Origin of the sequence: Endozoicomonas montiporae CL-33 (assembly GCF_001583435.1) — a bacterium.
GTDB lineage: Bacteria > Pseudomonadota > Gammaproteobacteria > Pseudomonadales > Endozoicomonadaceae > Endozoicomonas_A > Endozoicomonas_A montiporae.
Map to the genome: position 1 here is coordinate 1277764 of NZ_CP013251.1, position 18779 is coordinate 1296542.

Sequence of the window (18779 nt, forward strand, 5' to 3'; positions counted from 1 at the left end):
TGCAGGAGCTAGAGCAACGCAGGAGCAGTTGCCGTGAGCAGCCAACACCCCCACATCTTCAAGGGGAATGGGTATAAATAGCGGATAAAGAACGCTGACAGTAAGGACAGTGAATGATTCCACCGATCATGACCATTACCCTTAATCCTGCACTTGACCAAACCGTCATGCTGGATCAATTGACCACCGGAACCCTTAACCTTGTTGATCAACAGCACAGTACTCCGGGAGGGAAAGGTGTCAATGTGGCACGCGTAGTTTCAGATCTGGGTGGTGCGGTCAGTGCCGGTGGGCTGCTTGGTAGTCAGCACCGTTTATTGTTTGAAGATTACCTGTCACAGCACGGTATTGCGCTCAGGCAGATCTGTGTTGAAGGCAGTGTGCGAACCAATGTGAAAGTGGTAGAGCGCTCAACAGGCAGAGTGACGGAGCTGAATCTTCCGGGTCTGGGAGTGACCGATGATGCGCTTAAACCGGTTCTGGACTCGGTACTCCGCCAGCCCGCAGGTACTTTGATTGCTGTGTGTGGCAGTTTGCCAGCCGGTATTTCACAGACCGCCTTTGCTGAATTTCTGAACACCATTAAAGAGGCAGGTTTTTTTCTTGCGGTTGATACCCGGGGTGAAGCGCTGAAAACAGCATTGTCTGTCGCACCGAACCTGATTAAACCCAACCTGCAGGAACTTCAGGAACTTTATGAAGAACCATTGTCGTCTTCGGAAGCATTGGTTAAAGCAGCGGATCTCCATAAATTCATTGATCATGTTGTGTTATCAATGGGGGAATCCGGAGCCTGGTTTCTAAGGGATGGAGATTGCCTGCATGCCCAGCCGGGCAACGTCGATATCGTCAGCACAGTGGGTGCAGGTGACTCTTTGCTGGCGGGTTATCTGTTTGGTTTGAGTCACAACTTTCCACAACATCAGACAGCAGGGTTGGCAACAGCCTGTGCCATGGAAGCGGTGAGTCAGACCGGGGTTGGCATTCAGTGCCTGAACCGGTTGGAAAGTCAAAGGCAAACTGTGGTCATGACAACCTGTAAAGAACATCGCCCGAACAAGGTCGGGCGATAGTACGTCGAACAGGATTAATGAACGGTTTCAGTGACGTGTCTCACTGGCAGGCATGATATTAGGGTGGCTCAGCCACTCTTCCGGGTTGTCATCCGAAGAATCAACCGCTTCACCGCCATTCAGTTCTTCCCGGGTAGCAATGACAGCCAGTTCCTTGGCAAAGTTCTGCAGCAGGTCAATCACCTCGTCTTTATCGTCGTTCAGGTCTTCATCAACAAAGATTCTGAACAGGGGTGGTTGCTCAAGGTCGGCACCTTTACGTTTTAATGTCATCTGCAGGCCCGGATGCTCAGGATCCGATACTTCGGCCAGCTTAAAGGTCACTGATTGAGCATCTCTTAATACGGAAAGCAGTTTCAGGGCTTCAGCAGCACTGATCTCACCAGAATCAACGCAGGCTTCCACGTATTCCCTGGCAGACATACCTGAATCCATGTAATTTTCAACAAGGTCTTGCAGGTCGTCATTCTTATACTTGTTATGGCTCATGGACCCTCCATACAACTCTGTTAGCTTCGCTTGAGAAAAGCAGCCATGACATCCGCTGTCATAATCTGCAATAAGTGCCTGATAAGTCGAAACCATGGCTCCTTACTCGTTACCCAGACACTTTAGAGCACTCTTCCAGTGTACCGAATTTCAATACAAAGGAAAGTCGGAATACGTATTTATCCATATTGTCTGTTTTTTTGTCTGAAAACCATTCAGGGGTTGGCGGGCAGAATTAAAAAATTTGTCCTCTATCAGTAGAAACTCTTTCAGGTCTTCTCCCTCCAGCGGTTCAGTGATACCTTTCCTCCTCTTTTCGATTTGCCTATTGAGTCCATGAATCTATCCCGACTGAATCTCAATCTGCTGCCCGGTCTTAAAGCACTGCTGGACACCCAGAGCGTATCCAGAGCTGCACAGGTGATGCACGTTACCCAGTCCGCCATGAGCCGGACGCTCGGGCAGCTGCGTGAAGCTCTGAACGACCCGATTCTGATTCGTAAGGGAAACCATATTTACCTGTCTGAAAAAGCGGTCAGCCTTCATGAAGAGGTGAACCGGGTGGTGCATGCCGCCAGCAGTATTTTTGAAAACCAGCAGTTTGACCCGGCCACCACCGAGCGACATTTCCGCATTGCGACCGGCCACATGGTGCTGGAAGATGTCATGCCCGGGATTATTCATAGCGTCTGGAAGCAGGCTCCGCACTTTACCTTCGAGCTGGTGGCTTTGCATCCGGGCTTAACGGTCAGTAATGGCAAAATTGACATCATGGTCGGCTATGTGGGGGATCCGGAAGAAGGTCTTTCCGGTCATCAGTTGATCAAGGAACGGGTATGTCTGGTGGTGTGCGAGGATCATCCTCTGGCAAGAGAACCGTTGTCTCAGGAACGGTTGCTGCAGTTTCCATTTATCATGCAGAAAAACGATCAGAATACACACCAGCTAATGAACGACTACATACGTTCACTGAGTGACAAGGTCAAAGTGCGTGCGTTTGCTCCGAGCATCATGGCTTGCATGAATCTGGTTAAAGGCACAGACAGTGTCTTTCTGGCAACAGGCTCCGTACAAACCTTTGCCCGCAATCTGGAAGGTGTTGTGGTGCGAGATGTCCCCATGGATGTTCCGGAAGTGTATTACAGCATGGTATGGCCGGAATACTGGGCACTGAACCGTGCCCATCGCTGGTTGCGGGAGTTTATTCGGGACGAGCTGACAGCGTTTATCGAGGGCCGTCAGATCGCCCGGTTTCCGTTATAACGACAGAGAAACAGTGGAAGTAAAGTGAATGCTGTCGCTGTTTTGCTGACAGGAATCCTTTGCCACTAATAATACATCGTACAGTTTCTCAATTTGACTGGTCAGAAAATTCAGTGGGCGGCATCCGGATACCGTCATATCCGCATGCACTTTTTCGCCACAGTCCGATTGAGTCATGTTAATGGTTTGCAGCTCAAAACCCCGGTGGCGGACTGTGCGCAGAATACGCTCCATGACTTCAGGCTTTTTCTGACATTCAATACGAATGGCGTAGCAGCTTGCGGTTTCGAACGTATTCATGCTTTGCTCTCCATCATTTCATGGTTTGGTGCTCCCGGAGGCACCAGCGGCCAGACATTCTCGGTTTCATCAATGCAGACATGCAGCAGCCAGGCTGTATCGGCTGCGAGCATTTCTTCCAGCGCCGGCTCAACGTCTGCCCGCTCGGTAATGCAGCGACCATTGATGTCGAAGGATTTTGCCAGCGTGACAAAATCCGGGTTGTCAGACAGGTTGGTTTCGCTGTAGCGGCCTTCAAAAAACAGTTCCTGCCATTGCTTCACCATGCCCAGTCGCTGGTTATCAATCAGTACGATTTTGACCGGCAGTTGCCGGCGCTTAATGGTGGCCAGCTCCTGAACGTTCATCATGAACGAACCATCACCGGACACCAGAACTATGTCGTCTTCCGGCCTTGCCATGGCGGCACCGATGGCAGCGGGAAGCCCGAATCCCATAGTGCCAAGACCACCACTGGTCAGATGGTTATTCGGGTGCCAGAAACTCATATGCTGGGCGACCCACATCTGGTGTTGCCCGACATCACAGCTGACAACGGCCTGACGTGGCAGTTGTTCTGACAACTGCTTTAACAGTAACGGCGCAAAAATGTCGTTACCGGGCTTATCGTAACGGTAGTGGCTGGTGGCCTGATGCTTCTGGCATTGGTTGATCCACTCGGAAATGTCTGGCGTTAATGTTTGTCCGTTTTCACTGCCGAGCTGTTCAAGATTATCTGCCAGAGTGCCTGTCAGCGTGATATCTGCCCGGCGACGTTTACCAAATTCGGAAGGATCAATATCCATATGAATGACTTTGGCGTTTGGAGCAAAGGCATCCAGCTTACCCGTGACTCGGTCATCAAAACGGGCACCGATAGCCAGCAGCAGGTCACACTCCTGAACCGCCATATTGGCAGCGCGGGTGCCATGCATACCCAGCATGCCCAGATAGCCGGAACGACCCGGTTCAACCGAGCCAAGACCTTTCAGGGTACAGGCGCTGGGAATGTGGGTGATATCGAGAAAGGTTCTCAGCGCTTCAACCGCCCCGGCCATGGCCACGCCGCCGCCCACGTAAGCAATGGGTCTTTTGCTTTGCTTCAGTAGTGCCCGGGCATTTGTAAGATCATTCTGGCTGGCAGCATTAACATCTGAATGAGAACCAACCAGTTCAAGGGGTGGCTGATAGTTGGCTTCTGCCTTTTGTATGTCTTTGGGAATATCCACCAATACCGGGCCGGGACGACCAGAAGTAGCGATTTCGAAGGCCAGATTCAGAGTGTGACACAGCTCATCAGGATCGGTGACCAGAAAACTGTGTTTGGTGCAGCTGATGGACATGCCCAGAATATCCATTTCCTGAAAGGCATCGGTACCGATCAGGTTAGTAGGCACTTGTCCGGTAATAGCGACCAGAGGAACAGAGTCCATATAAGCATCAGACAAGGCGGTGATCAGGTTGGTGGCTCCGGGGCCGGAGGTGGCTATGCACACTCCCGGGCGACCAGTTGAGCGGGCATATCCTATGGCAGAAAACGCAGCGCCCTGTTCATGACGGCAGAGAAGATGTTCTATAGGGGAATCGAGAAGTGCATCATACACCGGCATAATCGTACCGCCGGGATAACCGAATACGGTGGTCACACCGTGTTGAGCAAGATTTTTTACCAGAGCTTCAGCGCCGTCCATGGTACCTTCCCCGCATTTTTTTATGGAATGGTGGTGTTGTGTCTGAACAGTGCACAGGCAAAGGTTGCAGGGCTACGCGCACGAGAAGGGAAACGATCTGACTCATGACGACCGGCACAATCAGAATGCCAGAGAGTTGAATGTTCAGGTTTAGCATGTTGTTTTCCTCATTGTGCGCTTTATGAGTGAATGGAGCGCTTTTAGTCACATTTAACGGGCTAAAAAAAAGCCCCCGGACCTTTCGGTGCGGGGGCTTTTTTGAATGCTTACACTGTCAGTCAACGACAGCCCCCCGCACAGGCACGCTAATGACTACGACTAGTAGGTTAAGCAGGCTGTGCAGGGCGTTAACAATCATGTCAGCGATCTATCTCTGTGTGTTGAAAATGACAGATTTAAAAATGATTCACAGACAAAAGATATAACAGTATTTATGCTTGCGCCAGAAAAAATAATCAGAACGCTCAAGGGCTGATCAAAATGGCTGATTGATGAACATAATGAAGCGACTTCCTTCTTCACTGGCAGCAATTTCAGCGCGCGCGGTAACGCCTTCGGCTTTAAAACGAACACCGGCACCAATACTGACTTTCATATCGCTGTGTAACTCTTTGGCACTGAATGTATCGGCGACCCGTCCGGCGTCGGCAAATACGGTCCATTGCCACCAGGGCAGGTCATACCAGTCACCCAATACCGGCAAACCCTGCAACGGTTGCCATTGGGGTTTTACCCGGTATTCGGCGCTGTACGATACAGCAGAGCGGCCATGGAAACGGTTATTGGCATAACCTCTGAGTCGTGTCCAGCCACCGAGTGATACCCCCGTGAAAGAGGAAGGCCTCTGGTACTTTTCAACACCATTTACAGTTTCGGTCTTGTTCCAGGTGGGCGTATCGGCCGCCCAGCCATTCAGTGCAACAACCTGTTGCTGCCACAGACGGCTGTCGCCCAGATCGAAAAACTGACTGAAGCCCAGCTGCCAGGTACGCCATGAGTTTCGGTTTTTGCTGCCCCGGTCCTGAGTCACCCTGAATTCCAGATGATTACCGGTGGTGGGCTCCTGAGTGGAATCGCGGTTATCATAATCCAGAATGAAATGAGCCCCTCTGGCTGTAGGATCGTCTTCTGCCGGAGTGGCTTCTCCCAGATCCTGTCGCTGATAGAATGGCCGCAGTTCCAGAGTGGTAAAACCATTGGCAAACGGGTTCATGCTACCCGAGGACTGACTGGTTTCGCCTTTGCGGTGCATCATGCTGGCCAGTGCGCCGTCAGCCCCGTCACCGATGGGCAGGATATAGCGAAAGCGGGCATAGTAATGAGACTCTTTGCCTGAGGTACGGATGTAATTGTCTGCACTGGAGTCGTTACTGCCAGCCTGTTCACTGTTATAGTCCGGATTTCCGGACACATAATAATTGGTCTCATCGTAGTAACTGTTCAGCAATTGCAGATCAATCAACCACTGGCTCTGGCCGGGTATCATGAGATTGCTCATACCGAGAAAGCCCAGCCAGGAACCGTTGTTTGAGGCTATACCGGTGGCAAAAACCGACAGTTGCGGCTGGAACAGACCGGTGGCGATGCCCGAAGCACCTGCAGCCGTGCCCCAGTCTTTGGACTGAAAGGCATAAGGCACTGCAGAAAGTTTCACAGTGTTTTCTCTTTCAGGCGTTCTTTCAGACATCGATGCTGTATCTGACAGAGCCATCGTTGAAAGGGTCAGCGTTGAAAGAGTGAATGAAAGAGTCAGTAGGCCAGATAACAGTCTACCTGCTGGCCTGTTGGTGTTGTTCATTGTTGCTTTTGGATAGTCAGTGATCACTGAGCCCGGGAGGCTGTCACCGCAGTAGGGCAGTCTATTCTCGGACAGCCTCCTACGCCCAGCGTAAACATGGGGATTACGGAAGGATTATCACGGGAATGAGGGGCTGCCTGAATAAGGTGTTGCCTCAATTTACAAAGTGATCAAACTGACTTTGTATCTCAACATACAGTAAACTTCCGCTTCTTTCGCAGTGAATAAAGTAACCACATCATGAAGAAGACGCAGTCTTCACAGCAGGTCGGGTTTGAACCGGAGCGATTTAATCCTGAACAGATTCGGCAGCAATTCCCGATTCTTGGCCAGCAGGCGCATGGCTACCCACTGGTCTATCTGGACAATGCAGCGACCACACAGAAACCGGAAAGGGTGATCGAAGCGGTCAATGCATACTATCGGGAACAGAATGCCAATGTGCACCGGGCTTCTCATTATCTGAGTGCCAAATCGACCAGAGCGTTTGAAGTGGCCAGAGAGCAGGTTCAGCATTTTTTGAATGCCCGGTCTTCTAATGAAATTATCTGGACTCGTGGCGCCACTGAAGCGATTAATCTGGTCGCTAATAGCTGGGGCAGGGCAAACCTTCAGGCCGGAGATGAAATTCTGCTGACCTGTCTGGAACATCACGCCAACATCGTGCCATGGCAGCTGGTGGCTGAAGCCACGGGGGCTGTGATTAAAGTGGCAGACATCAGGGCTGATGGCAGCTTGTGTATGGACAGCTTTTCACAACAGTTGTCCGACAAAACGAAAATAGTCTGTGTCACTCATGCCTCTAATGCCATTGGTACCATTACGCCGGTGGCGGATATTATTACGGCGGCGCACCAGCAAGGTGCTTTGGTATTGGTCGATGGTGCGCAGATGGTGGCGCATCAGGCTGTAGACGTACAAACACTGGGTTGCGACTTTTATGTCTTTTCCGGGCACAAAGTGTTTGGTCCTACTGGCATTGGTGTGCTTTATGGTCGCAAAGATCTGCTTGACGCCATGCCTCCCTGGCAGGCGGGCGGGGAAATGATTGAACAGGTCAGCTTTTCCGGTACCCGGTTCAATTCATTGCCGTTCAAGTTTGAAGCCGGTACACCCAATGTGGCCGGTGTTATTGGTATGGCGGCAGCACTGGATTTCCTGCAGCAGTTTGACCTGTCACAACTGGCAGAGCATGAATTATCGTTAAGGCAAAAAGCGGAAGCCGGTCTGCAGGCCATTCCCGGCATCAGGCTGGTGGGTGAAGCGCAGGATAAAGTGTCGGTGGTGTCGTTTATCTGTGATCATTTGCACAATCAGGATATTGGCTTGCTGCTGGATCAGCAGGGTATTGCAGTGCGTACCGGGCATCACTGTACCATGCCATTGATGGAACGACTTAATCTATCCGGCACTGTGCGTGCATCGTTCTCTGTGTATAACTCGGAAGAGGAGGTGGAACGTTTTCTGGCAGCAATGAGACGCCTTGTAATGGCTGAGCAGCCCGTAGATGAAATCTCTCCGAAACTGCCTGAACAGCATTCAGATTTGCCCGAGTTTTACCAGACCATAAAAGCCTTCAATGATCAGTCAATACCAGCCAGCCTGACAGGCGCCCATAACTGGCAGGAAAAGTACCGGCAGATTATGTTGCTGGGAAAACGAATGCCTGCGTTACCCGAAAGCTGGAAGACCGATGAGTCCAGACTGCATGGCTGTGAAAGTACAGTGTGGATTCATCATTATTACGATCAGGAAACCATGCAATTGTTTTTTGCTGCCGACTCCGATGCCAGAGTCATTCGTGGCTTGATTGCACTGGTTCTGGGGCAGGTTAACGGTTTGCAGCCGAAAGACATTAGTCGTTTTGACATGGACGGCTATTTTGCACAGTTAGGCTTACTGACTCATTTAAGCCCGTCCAGAGGCAACGGGCTCAGAGCGATTGTTGCCGAGATATTGTCTCAGGCACATCGTTATCATTAAGGCGGCTTTTAAAGATCGTTAAGCCATCAGCTTTTTGCGGTTAGTTTTTTGCAGTTAGTTTTTTAACGATGCGTGAAACGGCCGCAAAGCCGAAGGTCGCGGTGACCACGGTTGAGGCACCGAAGCCGCTGGCGCAATCCATTTTGGTTGAACCCAGATCGCTGGGTTTTTGCTGGCAGATGCTGCCGTCAGGGTGTGGATAAACCGCCTGCTCACTGGAAAATACACAATCAACACCAAATTTACGTTTGGTGTTTTTGCTGAATCCGTGAAAATCCCGCAAATGGTTTCTGACTTTTCTTGCCAGCGGATCGTGCCAGGTTTTGGTCAGATCGCTAATCTGGATCTGTGTCGGGTCAGTCTGACCGCCAGCACCACCGGTGGTGATGACCGGAATTTTACTGCGCTTGCAGTGATTGATCAGGGCAGCTTTCACCCGGAAGCTGTCAATGGCATCCAGAACATAATCAAACTCGCTGGTAATCAGCTCGGCAATATTGTCCGGGGTGATGAAATCTTCAATGATCTGACAGTCACAGTCAGGGTTTATAGCCTTGATGCGCGCCTGCATAACATCGCATTTAGACTGACCAACGGTGGCAGTGAGCGCATGCAGCTGGCGGTTGATGTTAGTAATGCAGATATCATCCAGATCAATCAGGGTGATTTTACCCACAGCGGTTCTTGCCAACGCTTCTGCTGCCCAGGAACCGACTCCCCCAATGCCAATAACGCAAACGTGGGACTGCCTCAGCTTTTCTTCAGCCTCCATGCCATAGAGACGGCGAATACCGCCAAAGCGTTCATCAAGGGTGTTGCTCATAACGTTTACAGGGCTCACAAAGTCATTAGAAAGGGCGCGGATTATAATACCATCTTTCGGTCAGTGCTATTTCAGCAAAACCCGTGAACATAAGTTATCCCCAAAGTCTGTGGATAACCTTTGGTATAACTTTGTAACAATGTTGGCTGATGCCGATGGATAAACTGGCTGCAACAATTGATCAAAAAATAACCATAAAAAGGGCGGAAAAATCCGCCCCTGCATTGATTAGATAATGTTAATTATTGTTTTACCACCAGGCTTCCATCTGTACACCAAAGGTCATGCCGTCCGTTGCCTTACCAAAGTTATCTTTGATCAGTTTACGATCTCCGGACAGTCCGGCAGTGCTTGGGTCGCACTCTAATGCACCCGCAGGGCACTTCAATTCATCCCAGTTGGCGTAAGTGGCAAAGACTCTGATCACTGGTCTTACCCAGGCACCGAAGCGTGGGTGGAACTGTTGGGCAATAGTGACTTTATACAATTTGGAGTCTGCGTACTGCTTGGTCGGACTGGTTGTTGCCCCTGCTGATTTACCGGCAATGTTGAACTCTGCACCGTTTTTAACCTTGTCAAAACCAAAGTCGAGAACGGTACTGGTCAGCTCACTCCATTTCCATTGCGGACGAATGCCCACAGTGAACCAGTCCATTTTGTCGGGTGTTTTCATATGGTTTTGTGCATCTTTGGAGTAATCCATCTGCGTCCAACCAATGACATAAGTCACATCCAGGCGGTCAATGATTGGAATCTGGCCAAAGTTCAGCACTCGGGCCATCTTGCTACCACTGAACCATTTGGAGTTTTGTGAGGTTCTGCCATCTTCACCGACGCCGGGGCCGGTCATGGCGTCGGTGGCGTATTGCACAGCGAACTTGTTAAAGCCGCCCATCGGGAAGGCGTAGGTCAACTGTGCTGTTCCCATAAAGCCGTCGCGGTCGAAGAACTTCTTGTTGTCAATTTTATCGCCGGGAGATCCTTTACCGTATTCCAGACCCAGTTCCAGAGAGAAGTGTTCGGATAGTTTGAGGTCGCTTAAACGCAAATCAATGATGTTTGTGGCAATTTTTTCTTCATCGTATTTCAGTTTGTTGCCAGTAATGGTGGTGCCTTTGACAACCGATGTTTCATTCCGAATCCAGGCCAGATGAAACTTGCCAAAACCGACGTCTATATCTTCAATACCTGCGCCTGGTCCTGAGACATTCCAGTAGTACCAGTCGAGCTGATGTACGTCATGGCGCTGGTAATATTTCTTGCCAGCCCAGAGTTTCGCACCGGGCAATGCCGGGAAGATATTTTCTGCAGAAACGTTCAGCTCCCTGAGCGCGAACTCATTAGGGTCCTTGCTGGGTTGTTCCCATTCGTTCTGCTGTTGGGTTTTATAAGCAATCAGGGTGTTCAGTTTAAAAACGGTACCATTATCGGTCGCTAGCGTTGCCTGCAGCCCCTGATCCGTGAAGGTTTCGCATTCGTTACCCAGCCTGTGTTTAACCGGGGCACCCGCTGCCTGGAAGCAGGCCTGCTTGCCGCCTTTGGCAGAGCTGCCTACGCCTGAACGGGCATAGCCATAGTAGGTGAGATCCATTCGCTCCGCAGCGGAACTAAACTTTTCATCCATCGTCTCTGCAAAAGCGGTGGGCGTTGACACCGTAGCCAGGGAAACGACACCCAGACTACACAGTGCGGAACGCAGGGCACTGGTGACCGGGGATGGTTTCTGAGTCATGACATAACACCTTGTGTGTCGTGTTAAAACTATCCGGAAACTATCTGACCTGTTGGAGCTATCATGTTGAAGCTATCATGCTAAAGCTATACAGAGACCGCTACAGAGAGTTAAGGCAATACAGAAAGACGTCGGGAAAATTAACAACACCCGTTGTCGGTCATAAAAAAACTTCTGTTGAATGTTCTAAATAATATGGACATCTCTGAATGATAAATTCGCAGTTTTGCAGCAGATTCCAGAACCATAGTGAAGGCATTTTCTGTTTTTTGGGTGAATAACAAGACTCACCTCATACCAAAGTAGTTCAGGGTTTAATACACAGCAAACCACTAAAAAGTCTTTTTTTGTTTATGTTTGTTTCGTCTTTTAACATTGTGTTTTTATCTGCTTCAAACATTAAACACACCACATTGATCATCTGTGCTCTATTGTTTATGGATTCAACCAGCCATGAGTGAAGAGTGCGGCTTTACCCTGAACGTGAAAATGAGGACAGGGTCAGGAAGCGTTGCATTTTTGTTACTTAACAGGGGTGTCATTATGAAACCGGTATTTTGTTTGCATAAGATGAAATGTTGGGTGCCAATAAACGACAGGCAGCACTTCAGTCGAGATTTCAGTCGAGAGCCCAGCCGGTGGCCTGTCGCCAAAGGAATGTTGCTGGCTCTGATCGCAACCGCCTACGGATGTTCCACCTTTCAGTCTGACGAACAGATGGAAGGGATACCCGATGCCAATCAGGGTAAGACGTTTCAGTCCATTGCAGACATTACCTGCCAACCATTGGTACTGGCTCCGGGTAAAGACAAGGCCAGAGTTGTGATTAACCAGTACACTGCCCGGCTTAAGCAGCCATCCGGCCTGACGCCGGTACTGGCTTACCAGATTCCTGAACAGGGTGTGCACAAAATAACAATAGACAGCTATGTCATTCGTCACTCTGGCCTCAGTGCTGCCGGACCGGATAGTAACGAACTATTTTATCCGGAGGTTGCCCTGCTTGACCGCCACAATGTATTGATCAGCAAGGTAAACCCGGCGCATGTTGGTTATAAAAAACCGGGCTTTACCAGTGAAGAAGGGGTTGGCACTTCTTTTACAGTGGACAACCGGGCTTCGGTTGCCGACAAACCCGCCTGTATGCTGATTTATACGACGGACTCCCTTCGTAAAGGCACGACAACATTAATTAACGAAGAAAAAGAGTACGCCAAGGTGCGAGGCGTGGTGCCACCACCCATTCCTGATCCGGTAGCCCGGCATGGCAATACCGGACATCTGATGATTACCATGAAAAGCGATGGATTGGTGGCGGTCAGCCCGGCAGTTGTGCCTGTGGCAGCTACTCATCATGCAGTGCATCAACCAGCCAGTGCAGAGAGCGATGTACTGGATAAACAGACTCAGGCAATACGCAGCCATTACATGAATAGCGTTAAAAATGCGCTGGATCAGGGCAATATTTCTGCAGCACTGGATCAGCGCAGCGAATTAAAATCGGTGACTGCCCGCGCAGAATATTATTTCCTCAATAATTACGGAAAACCAAAGACTGCTATTCAAAACGTTCATGCAGGCACTACAGACAGTTTTGCTGATAAAGCGGTAGATTTGTATAAAGAACGCATGAATCATTATCTGAAACAGGGCAAAGGTTCGGCAGCACTGAAATTACTGGATGAAGTGAAGCAGTTACAGTTGGATGTTGATCATTTGTTTGATAAGTAAAAATAATTGAAGAGGAGGGGAGAGCTCCCCTCCTGCATGCATCAGGCTTTACGGATGTTACAGAGATTACTGAACAGAGCCTGATTGCTGTCATCTGCAAACAGGTTTTCCAGTGTATCTGTCAGTTTTCGCCGCCAGTTGGGATACTCCGAACTGGTGCCGGGAACGTTGACGGGAGTGTCAATCTGCAAAACATCCTCCAGTTGCAGCACCACTATTTTTGATGTGGTTTTGGCAAGGTAGTAGTGCAGTTTTTCCATCACATCTCTGGAATAACCCAGGGTCGAAATATCATCCGGATTCATGCCCCAGGGACGTTCGTTAATATCAATCAGGGTATGAATCAGTGCCATTTTATCCTGATGTCTGGCCTGCTTCTCTGCTTCGGTCTTTTCAGCGTCGTATATGCCCAGCTCCTGTCGTAAATCCAGATCAAGACAATTCCACCATGCTTTCAGTGTGGGGATATCGTGATTGGAAATACAGGTCAGAGCCATGGGTTTGAACTCTCCCGGCGACATGAAGCGATCACCTTCACAGGAGAACAGGACGACTTCGTTCGAGTAGCATCTGGCGGGTGGCAGACTGGCTTCAATTTCCGGTGGTACCGTTCCCAGGTCTTCACCGAATACCAGGCATTCACGACGCTGGCTTTCCAGTTTGATGATGCCGAGCAGATCATTCAGAGGGTAATAGGTGTAAGCACCAAAGTCGGCTGTTTTGCCATTCGGACACCACCACAGGCGTAACAGCCCCATCACATGGTCAATCCGAAGCGCACCACAGTGGCTCATATTGGATCGGACCATTTCGATAAAAGGTGCGTAGTGGTGTTGTTTCAGAGTCACCGGATTAAACGGCGGCAGTCCCCAGTTCTGTCCCTGTGGAGCTACGCCATCGGGTGGCGCGCCAACGCTGGCATCAAGACAGTAGATGGAGCGATTACTCCAGACATCAGCGCCGCCCCGATCAACACCAACAGCCAGATCACGGTAAATGCCGACAGCCATACCGGCATCAAGAGCTGCTTTCTGGGCTTCGGCCAGCTGGATTTCGGACAGCCATTGCAGGTATTTGTAATAATCGATGGCATCGCTGTTTTGACTAATAAAAGTTTTAACGGCATCGGAGTCTGGTGTCTGGTATTCCTCAGGCCAGCAAGGCCAGCCCCAGCTCATGATATCCAGCTGCCTAAAGCGCGCAAACAGGGCTTCATAAGCCGCATGGCGTTCAAGGCTGGCACCACGAATGTCGCAAAAGTTCAGGAAAGCCTTGCCCCTTGGGGAAGCTGTCTTGATATGCGTCTGCTGAAACTCTTTAAACAATTGTTCCAGAGCTTTGAACTTCAGTGAAGCCACCTGCTCATAATCCACATATTCGGCTTTTCGGGCAGCGGCAATGGTTTGTTTGAATTCTGAACTGTTCACCAGTGCCTGCGTCTCTACCGAATCGTTAAATTCGGGAATGGCCGTGATATCCAGATACAGAGGATTAATGAAATTCCGGCTGGAAGGGCTGTATGGACTGGTGTGTAAAGGGTTAGCAGGATACAGCGCATGGATAGGGTTCAGGCCGACAATATCAGCACCCTGACTGGCGAGTTTCTCAGCCAGTAATTTCAGACTGCTGAAGTCACCCATACCCCAGTCATGGTCAGTGCGCAGGGTGTAAAGCTGTATGGCAGCCCCCCAGATTTTATGACCCTGTTCCAATGATTCTGGTTCATAACAGGTGGCAGGGGCAACGATAATCAGGCTGATGGCTTCAAGATTACGGTTTTTTAACGTTAGCCGGTGGTACCCGGTTGGCAGATCTTCCGGCAGCTCCAGAGACAGTTTGACCAGATCTTTGTCTGGAAACGATTTCCGGTCGAGTACTTCCAGAGCGTCAGCCTTGACTGAAATTGAACGACGGCGACCGCTTTCCAGTTCGAATTCACCCTTGAAAGAATTGCCCAGACGGCTCTGGGGCACATACATATCAATGCAGTAGGGTTGCCCCTGATGAACAACGTTCACCGGAGCCACCAGATGCTCCCACTGCTGTTGTTGATAGTGTTCAATGGAAGCTCTGGTACTGTCATTACTGCTGAGGTCAAAACCCATTGCCTGCAGAATAGGAATTTTCAGGTCTGTTGGTACGCTGACAGGTCGCCCTGCCCAGTCTTCATAGTCACCGGAAACACCACTCAGAGCGGCCAGCTGCTCAATCAATTGCTGATCGAGCGAGGTTGAATTAGTCATGTCTACTCCTTCCTAATCGACTTCTGGAGCCCGAGTACGACGGAAGGCTTTGCCATCCGCATCAAATAGATGACAAAGTTGCACAGGAAGCTCAATCTTCATTTTTGTTCCTTCTGCCCTGTGGCGGGAATCTTCAACGCGGACGATGAAGTGTTCTCGAATTGTATCATGGCTCATGTAAATAAATGATTCGGCTCCCAGACGTTCAAGGGCTTCTACCTTGCCCTCTACGGCATTGCCTTCGTCAGTTTCTGCCAGAGCATCTTCCGGCCGAATGCCCAGCACGACACGGTCTCCCGCCTTTGCCCGTTCCGTATTGGCATTGGCTCTCAGAACTTCTCCTGTGGTGAGTTTGACGATGGTTTCTTCCTTATCAATTTTTTCGATGAATCCATCAAAAAAGTTCATTTTCGGTGAGCCGATAAAGCCGGCAACAAACATGTTGGCGGGGTAGTGGTAGAGTTCGAGGGGTTTGCCAACCTGTTCAAGGTTTGTTTTTGCGCCGGGCTGGAGAGGACTGAGCACAACAATCTGGTCAGCCAGTGTCATGGCCTCTACCTGATCGTGGGTCACGTAAATCGAGGTGGTTTTCAGCCGGGTATGAAGCCGTGATAACTCCTGCCGCATCTGTACCCTGAGCGCTACATCGAGGTTAGACAGGGGTTCATCAAACAGAAAAACCCTGGGATGCTGCACAATCGAGCGACCAATAGCCACCCTTTGTCGTTGACCGCCGGACATGGCTTTTGGCTTTCTGTCGAGCAGGGCTTCAAGCTGCAGAATCCGGGCGGCTTCCTGAACACGTTCGTTGACCAGAGCCTTGTCGGCCTTTGCCAGCTTCAGGCCAAAGGCCATGTTTTCGATAACACTCATATGCGGGTAGAGTGCGTACGACTGGAACACCATTCCTACCCGGCGTTCATTGGGCGGCATATCATTGACACGCTCTCCGGCAATAAACATTTCACCGGAACTGATCTCTTCCAGCCCGCAGACCATTCTGAGGAGGGTGGATTTGCCGCAACCTGAAGGCCCCACAAATGCGACAAACTGCCCATTGGGTATGTTGAGGTTGACGTCTTTGATGACCCAGTTTTTACCCTGGTCATAGCTCTTGGAAATATTAACAAGTTTTACTTCTGCCATGTCTGTTTCCGCTATCCGGTCATTGTTCGCTGTTCTGGTTAACCTTTCACACCGCCTGCTGTCAGACCTCCTACAATCCAGCGCTGGCAGAGCAGGAAGATGATGGATATTGGCAAACCGGACAACACCGCCGCCGCTGCAAAGTCGCCCCAGAGGTAATTCTGTGGGTTCAGGTATTGTCTGGAACCAACGGCCAGGGTCAGGTTATCCATACTTTGCAGGAGTACTGATGCCACGGGATACTCGGCAACGCTGGTAATAAAGGCGAGAATAAAAACGACCGCGAGAATAGGGACTGACAAGGGCAGTAGTACGTATCGGAAAGCCTGCCAGGGCGTGGCACCATCAATAGCGGCGGCTTCTTCCAGAGATTGGTCGATGGTTTCAAAATACCCTTTGATCAACCAGATATGCAACGCCAGCCCACCAAGGTAGGCGACAGTGACTGATCCCAGACTGTCCAGTCCCAACCAGGGGATATAGTTGCCCAGCTTGTCAAACAGCGAGTAAATCGCGACCAGTGCCAACACCGCCGGAAACATCTGCAGAATCATCATGGCCGTCAGCATATGCTCCTTGAACTTGAAGCGCAGTCGCGCAAAAGCATAAGCGCCCGTGGTTGACAGCAGGAGAATCAGGATGGTGGAAACAAACGACACCTTGATAGAGTTCCATAGCCAGAGCATGACAGGAAAAGGTGGTTGTATCACCGAGCCGTCAGCATTTTCCCAGGGAATGCCGAACGCCAGATACCAGTGCTCAAGGCTTGGATTCGTGGGGACCAGGTCGCCAGTGGCAAAGTTACCGGAACGCAATGACACCGAAATAATCATCAGAAACGGAAACATAATCAGGCATAAAAACAGAATCATAAATATTCTGGCTGCCCAGACCCGGTACTTCAGGTTTCTTGGTTGAACAATCATATTGACTACCTACATTCTTAATTGCGGGAAGTTTTATTCAGAAAACCTTTATTCAGTGAACCGTTTTGTGGCTTTGAGATTGAGCCAGGCGATGACACCGACCATCAGGAAAATAAAGGTGGCAATGGCGGATGCCAGACCATAATCCTGTCCATACTGACCAAAGGCGATACGGAAGGTGTAGCTGACCAGCAAGTCGGTTGCTCCGGCAGGCGTTGTCGCACCAATAATATTAGGCGCACCGTCGGTTAACAGGGCAATCAGAACCAGATTGTTGAAGTTGAAAGCAAAGCTGGCAATCAACAGGGGAATCAACGGTTTGATAATCAGGGGAATGGTGATCTTGAACAGGTTCTGTAAGGGGGTTGCCCCGTCAATGGCTGAAGCTTCATAGAGATCGTCAGGAATAGACTTCAGTAGCCCGATACAGAGGATCATCATGTACGGGTAACCCAGCCACGTGTTGACGATCAGCACCATTGTTTTTGCCAGGAAACCATTACTGAACCACTCTGGCTGTACACCAAAGAGCATGTTCAGCAACATATTGATCTCGCCAAAATTCTGGTTAAACAAGCCACGGAAAATCAGAATCGAGATAAAAGCGGGTACTGCATAAGGCAGTATCAGTAACAGACGGTAAACACCATTACCCTTGAGTGGCTCCCACTGCACCAGACAGGCCATCAGCAGGCCGATAATCAGGGTGAACAGCACACTGAGAGCCGAGAACGTCAGGGTCCAGGTAAAGATTTGCATAAACGGCCCCTGAATACCGGGGTCGGATACGACTTTGACAAAATTGTCCCAGCCATTAAACACGGTAAAGCCGGGACCAATCTGTTCTCCGGTATTATCCACGTAATATCCGGTGGTCATATCGGGCGTGAGTATATCGCCGTTACGCCGGTCTATCAGACTGTCATTAGGTCCTTCGTCGTATATTTTTGCCTGTGGGCCAAACTCTCTCAGGCTGGTCATTGACAGCGTGTTGCCGTCAGGCAAAACGATCTTCAACATCTTCAGTATATGACGAATACGAATGGTGTCCCGGAAAGCCAGTTCGTTGCCATCAGGCAGTTCGGACGACAGTCGCGTAGTGATTTCACCCGGTTCTGTCAGTTCCCCGAAAGGAGCGCTGACCAGATGCTTGTCGCTATCTTTATTACTGATAAACAGTAGCTGGTAGTGACCATCCTTTTCGTAAGCTTTAAAGCTGTATGACTCACCCGGGGTTCTGTAGGTTTTTGCCATATGAATGGCTTTTACTCGTTCCAGTGGCAACAGATTGCTGGAGCTGTAATTGGTAAAAGCGACATTGACGGTGTAAAGCAGGGGAAAAACGATAAAAACAGACACCCCAAGCAGCGCTGGGTATACGTAGCGATAAGAGTAACCCTTGTTGCTGATAAAAACCCAGGTGCCGGTGGTGACAATCAACAACACCAGCAAGGCAAAAGCTATTTCACCGCTGGCGTACATCATGGTGACGCCGTACAGCAGGATCAGGTCTATAAAGGCTATCAGCCCCAATGCGACCCACCTGCCAGGGTTACCGGGTCTTTGTCCGGCAGTACTGATAGCCTCCATAATGGAAAGCCT

General features: G+C 50.1%; 14 protein-coding genes. 4 read left to right on the forward strand and 10 right to left on the reverse strand.

All coding sequences use genetic code 11. The features are described from left to right. Window positions 1-113 precede the first annotated feature (113 nt). Window positions 114-1073: a 1-phosphofructokinase family hexose kinase gene (locus EZMO1_RS05610; RefSeq protein WP_034874867.1), complete on the forward strand. Its 960-nt coding sequence runs from the start codon at window positions 114-116 to the stop codon at window positions 1071-1073. A 27-nt stretch (window positions 1074-1100) separates the two neighbouring features. Here EZMO1_RS05610 and EZMO1_RS05615 read toward each other — a convergent pair whose 3' ends face one another. After that, entirely contained in the window at window positions 1101-1562 is a 462-nt protein-coding gene (locus EZMO1_RS05615; RefSeq protein ID WP_034874864.1) for a hypothetical protein, read from the reverse strand. A 336-nt stretch (window positions 1563-1898) separates the two neighbouring features. On the opposite strand from EZMO1_RS05615, the gene EZMO1_RS05620 reads away from it, so the two are divergent. Further along, complete coding sequence (locus tag EZMO1_RS05620; protein WP_145912485.1) at window positions 1899-2825, forward strand: LysR family transcriptional regulator; 927 nt, start codon at window positions 1899-1901, stop codon at window positions 2823-2825. On the opposite strand, the gene ilvM is transcribed toward EZMO1_RS05620, so the two are convergent. The 3 genes from ilvM to EZMO1_RS05635 form a co-directional block, all read right to left on the reverse strand. Next, the gene (ilvM, locus tag EZMO1_RS05625) at window positions 2820-3125 is read right to left on the reverse strand and encodes an acetolactate synthase 2 small subunit (protein ID WP_034874859.1); all 306 of its coding nucleotides are present in this window, start codon (window positions 3123-3125) and stop codon (window positions 2820-2822) included. The genes EZMO1_RS05620 and ilvM overlap by 6 nt on opposite strands. Further along, on the reverse strand, window positions 3122-4795 hold the full coding sequence (gene ilvG / locus EZMO1_RS05630) for an acetolactate synthase 2 catalytic subunit (RefSeq protein WP_034874857.1): 1674 nt from the start codon (window positions 4793-4795) through the stop codon (window positions 3122-3124). Before ilvG ends, ilvM begins: the two co-directional genes overlap by 4 nt. A 475-nt stretch (window positions 4796-5270) precedes the next feature. Beyond that, window positions 5271-6449, reverse strand: a complete 1179-nt coding sequence (locus EZMO1_RS05635) for a BamA/TamA family outer membrane protein (RefSeq protein ID WP_145912486.1) — start codon at window positions 6447-6449, stop codon at window positions 5271-5273. A gap of 384 nt (window positions 6450-6833) precedes the next feature. On the opposite strand from EZMO1_RS05635, the gene EZMO1_RS05640 reads away from it, so the two are divergent. Next, window positions 6834-8576: a SufS family cysteine desulfurase gene (locus tag EZMO1_RS05640; protein ID WP_051789795.1), complete on the forward strand. Its 1743-nt coding sequence runs from the start codon at window positions 6834-6836 to the stop codon at window positions 8574-8576. A 40-nt stretch (window positions 8577-8616) separates the two neighbouring features. Here the strand turns inward: EZMO1_RS05640 and tcdA are convergent, their stop codons facing one another. Together tcdA and lamB are read right to left on the reverse strand one after the other, a co-directional pair. Continuing rightward, window positions 8617-9399, reverse strand: coding sequence for a tRNA cyclic N6-threonylcarbamoyladenosine(37) synthase TcdA (gene tcdA, locus EZMO1_RS05645; RefSeq protein WP_034874855.1), 783 nt, complete (start codon window positions 9397-9399; stop codon window positions 8617-8619). Window positions 9400-9649: 250 nt separating this feature from the next. Continuing rightward, window positions 9650-11131: a maltoporin gene (lamB, locus tag EZMO1_RS05650; RefSeq protein WP_051789793.1), complete on the reverse strand. Its 1482-nt coding sequence runs from the start codon at window positions 11129-11131 to the stop codon at window positions 9650-9652. 543 nt (window positions 11132-11674) lie between these two features. On the opposite strand from lamB, the gene EZMO1_RS05655 reads away from it, so the two are divergent. Beyond that, complete coding sequence (locus EZMO1_RS05655; protein WP_034874853.1) at window positions 11675-12862, forward strand: MalM family protein; 1188 nt, start codon at window positions 11675-11677, stop codon at window positions 12860-12862. A gap of 41 nt (window positions 12863-12903) precedes the next feature. On the opposite strand, the gene malQ is transcribed toward EZMO1_RS05655, so the two are convergent. The 4 genes from malQ to malF are packed head-to-tail and all read right to left on the reverse strand — an operon-like array spanning window position 12904 to window position 18767. Then, entirely contained in the window at window positions 12904-15105 is a 2202-nt protein-coding gene (gene malQ, locus EZMO1_RS05660) for a 4-alpha-glucanotransferase (RefSeq protein ID WP_034874851.1), read from the reverse strand. Window positions 15106-15117: 12 nt separating this feature from the next. Continuing rightward, window positions 15118-16251: an ABC transporter ATP-binding protein gene (locus tag EZMO1_RS05665; RefSeq protein WP_034874849.1), complete on the reverse strand. Its 1134-nt coding sequence runs from the start codon at window positions 16249-16251 to the stop codon at window positions 15118-15120. 38 nt (window positions 16252-16289) lie between these two features. Continuing rightward, window positions 16290-17177 (reverse strand): maltose ABC transporter permease MalG, encoded by an 888-nt coding sequence (gene malG / locus EZMO1_RS05670; protein ID WP_034874847.1) that lies wholly within the window; start codon window positions 17175-17177, stop codon window positions 16290-16292. A gap of 48 nt (window positions 17178-17225) precedes the next feature. Continuing rightward, window positions 17226-18767 carry a maltose ABC transporter permease MalF gene (malF, locus tag EZMO1_RS05675; RefSeq protein WP_034874845.1) on the reverse strand — a complete coding sequence of 514 codons (1542 nt, stop codon included), beginning with the start codon at window positions 18765-18767 and terminating at the stop codon, window positions 17226-17228. Between the last annotated feature and the right edge of the window lie 12 nt (window positions 18768-18779).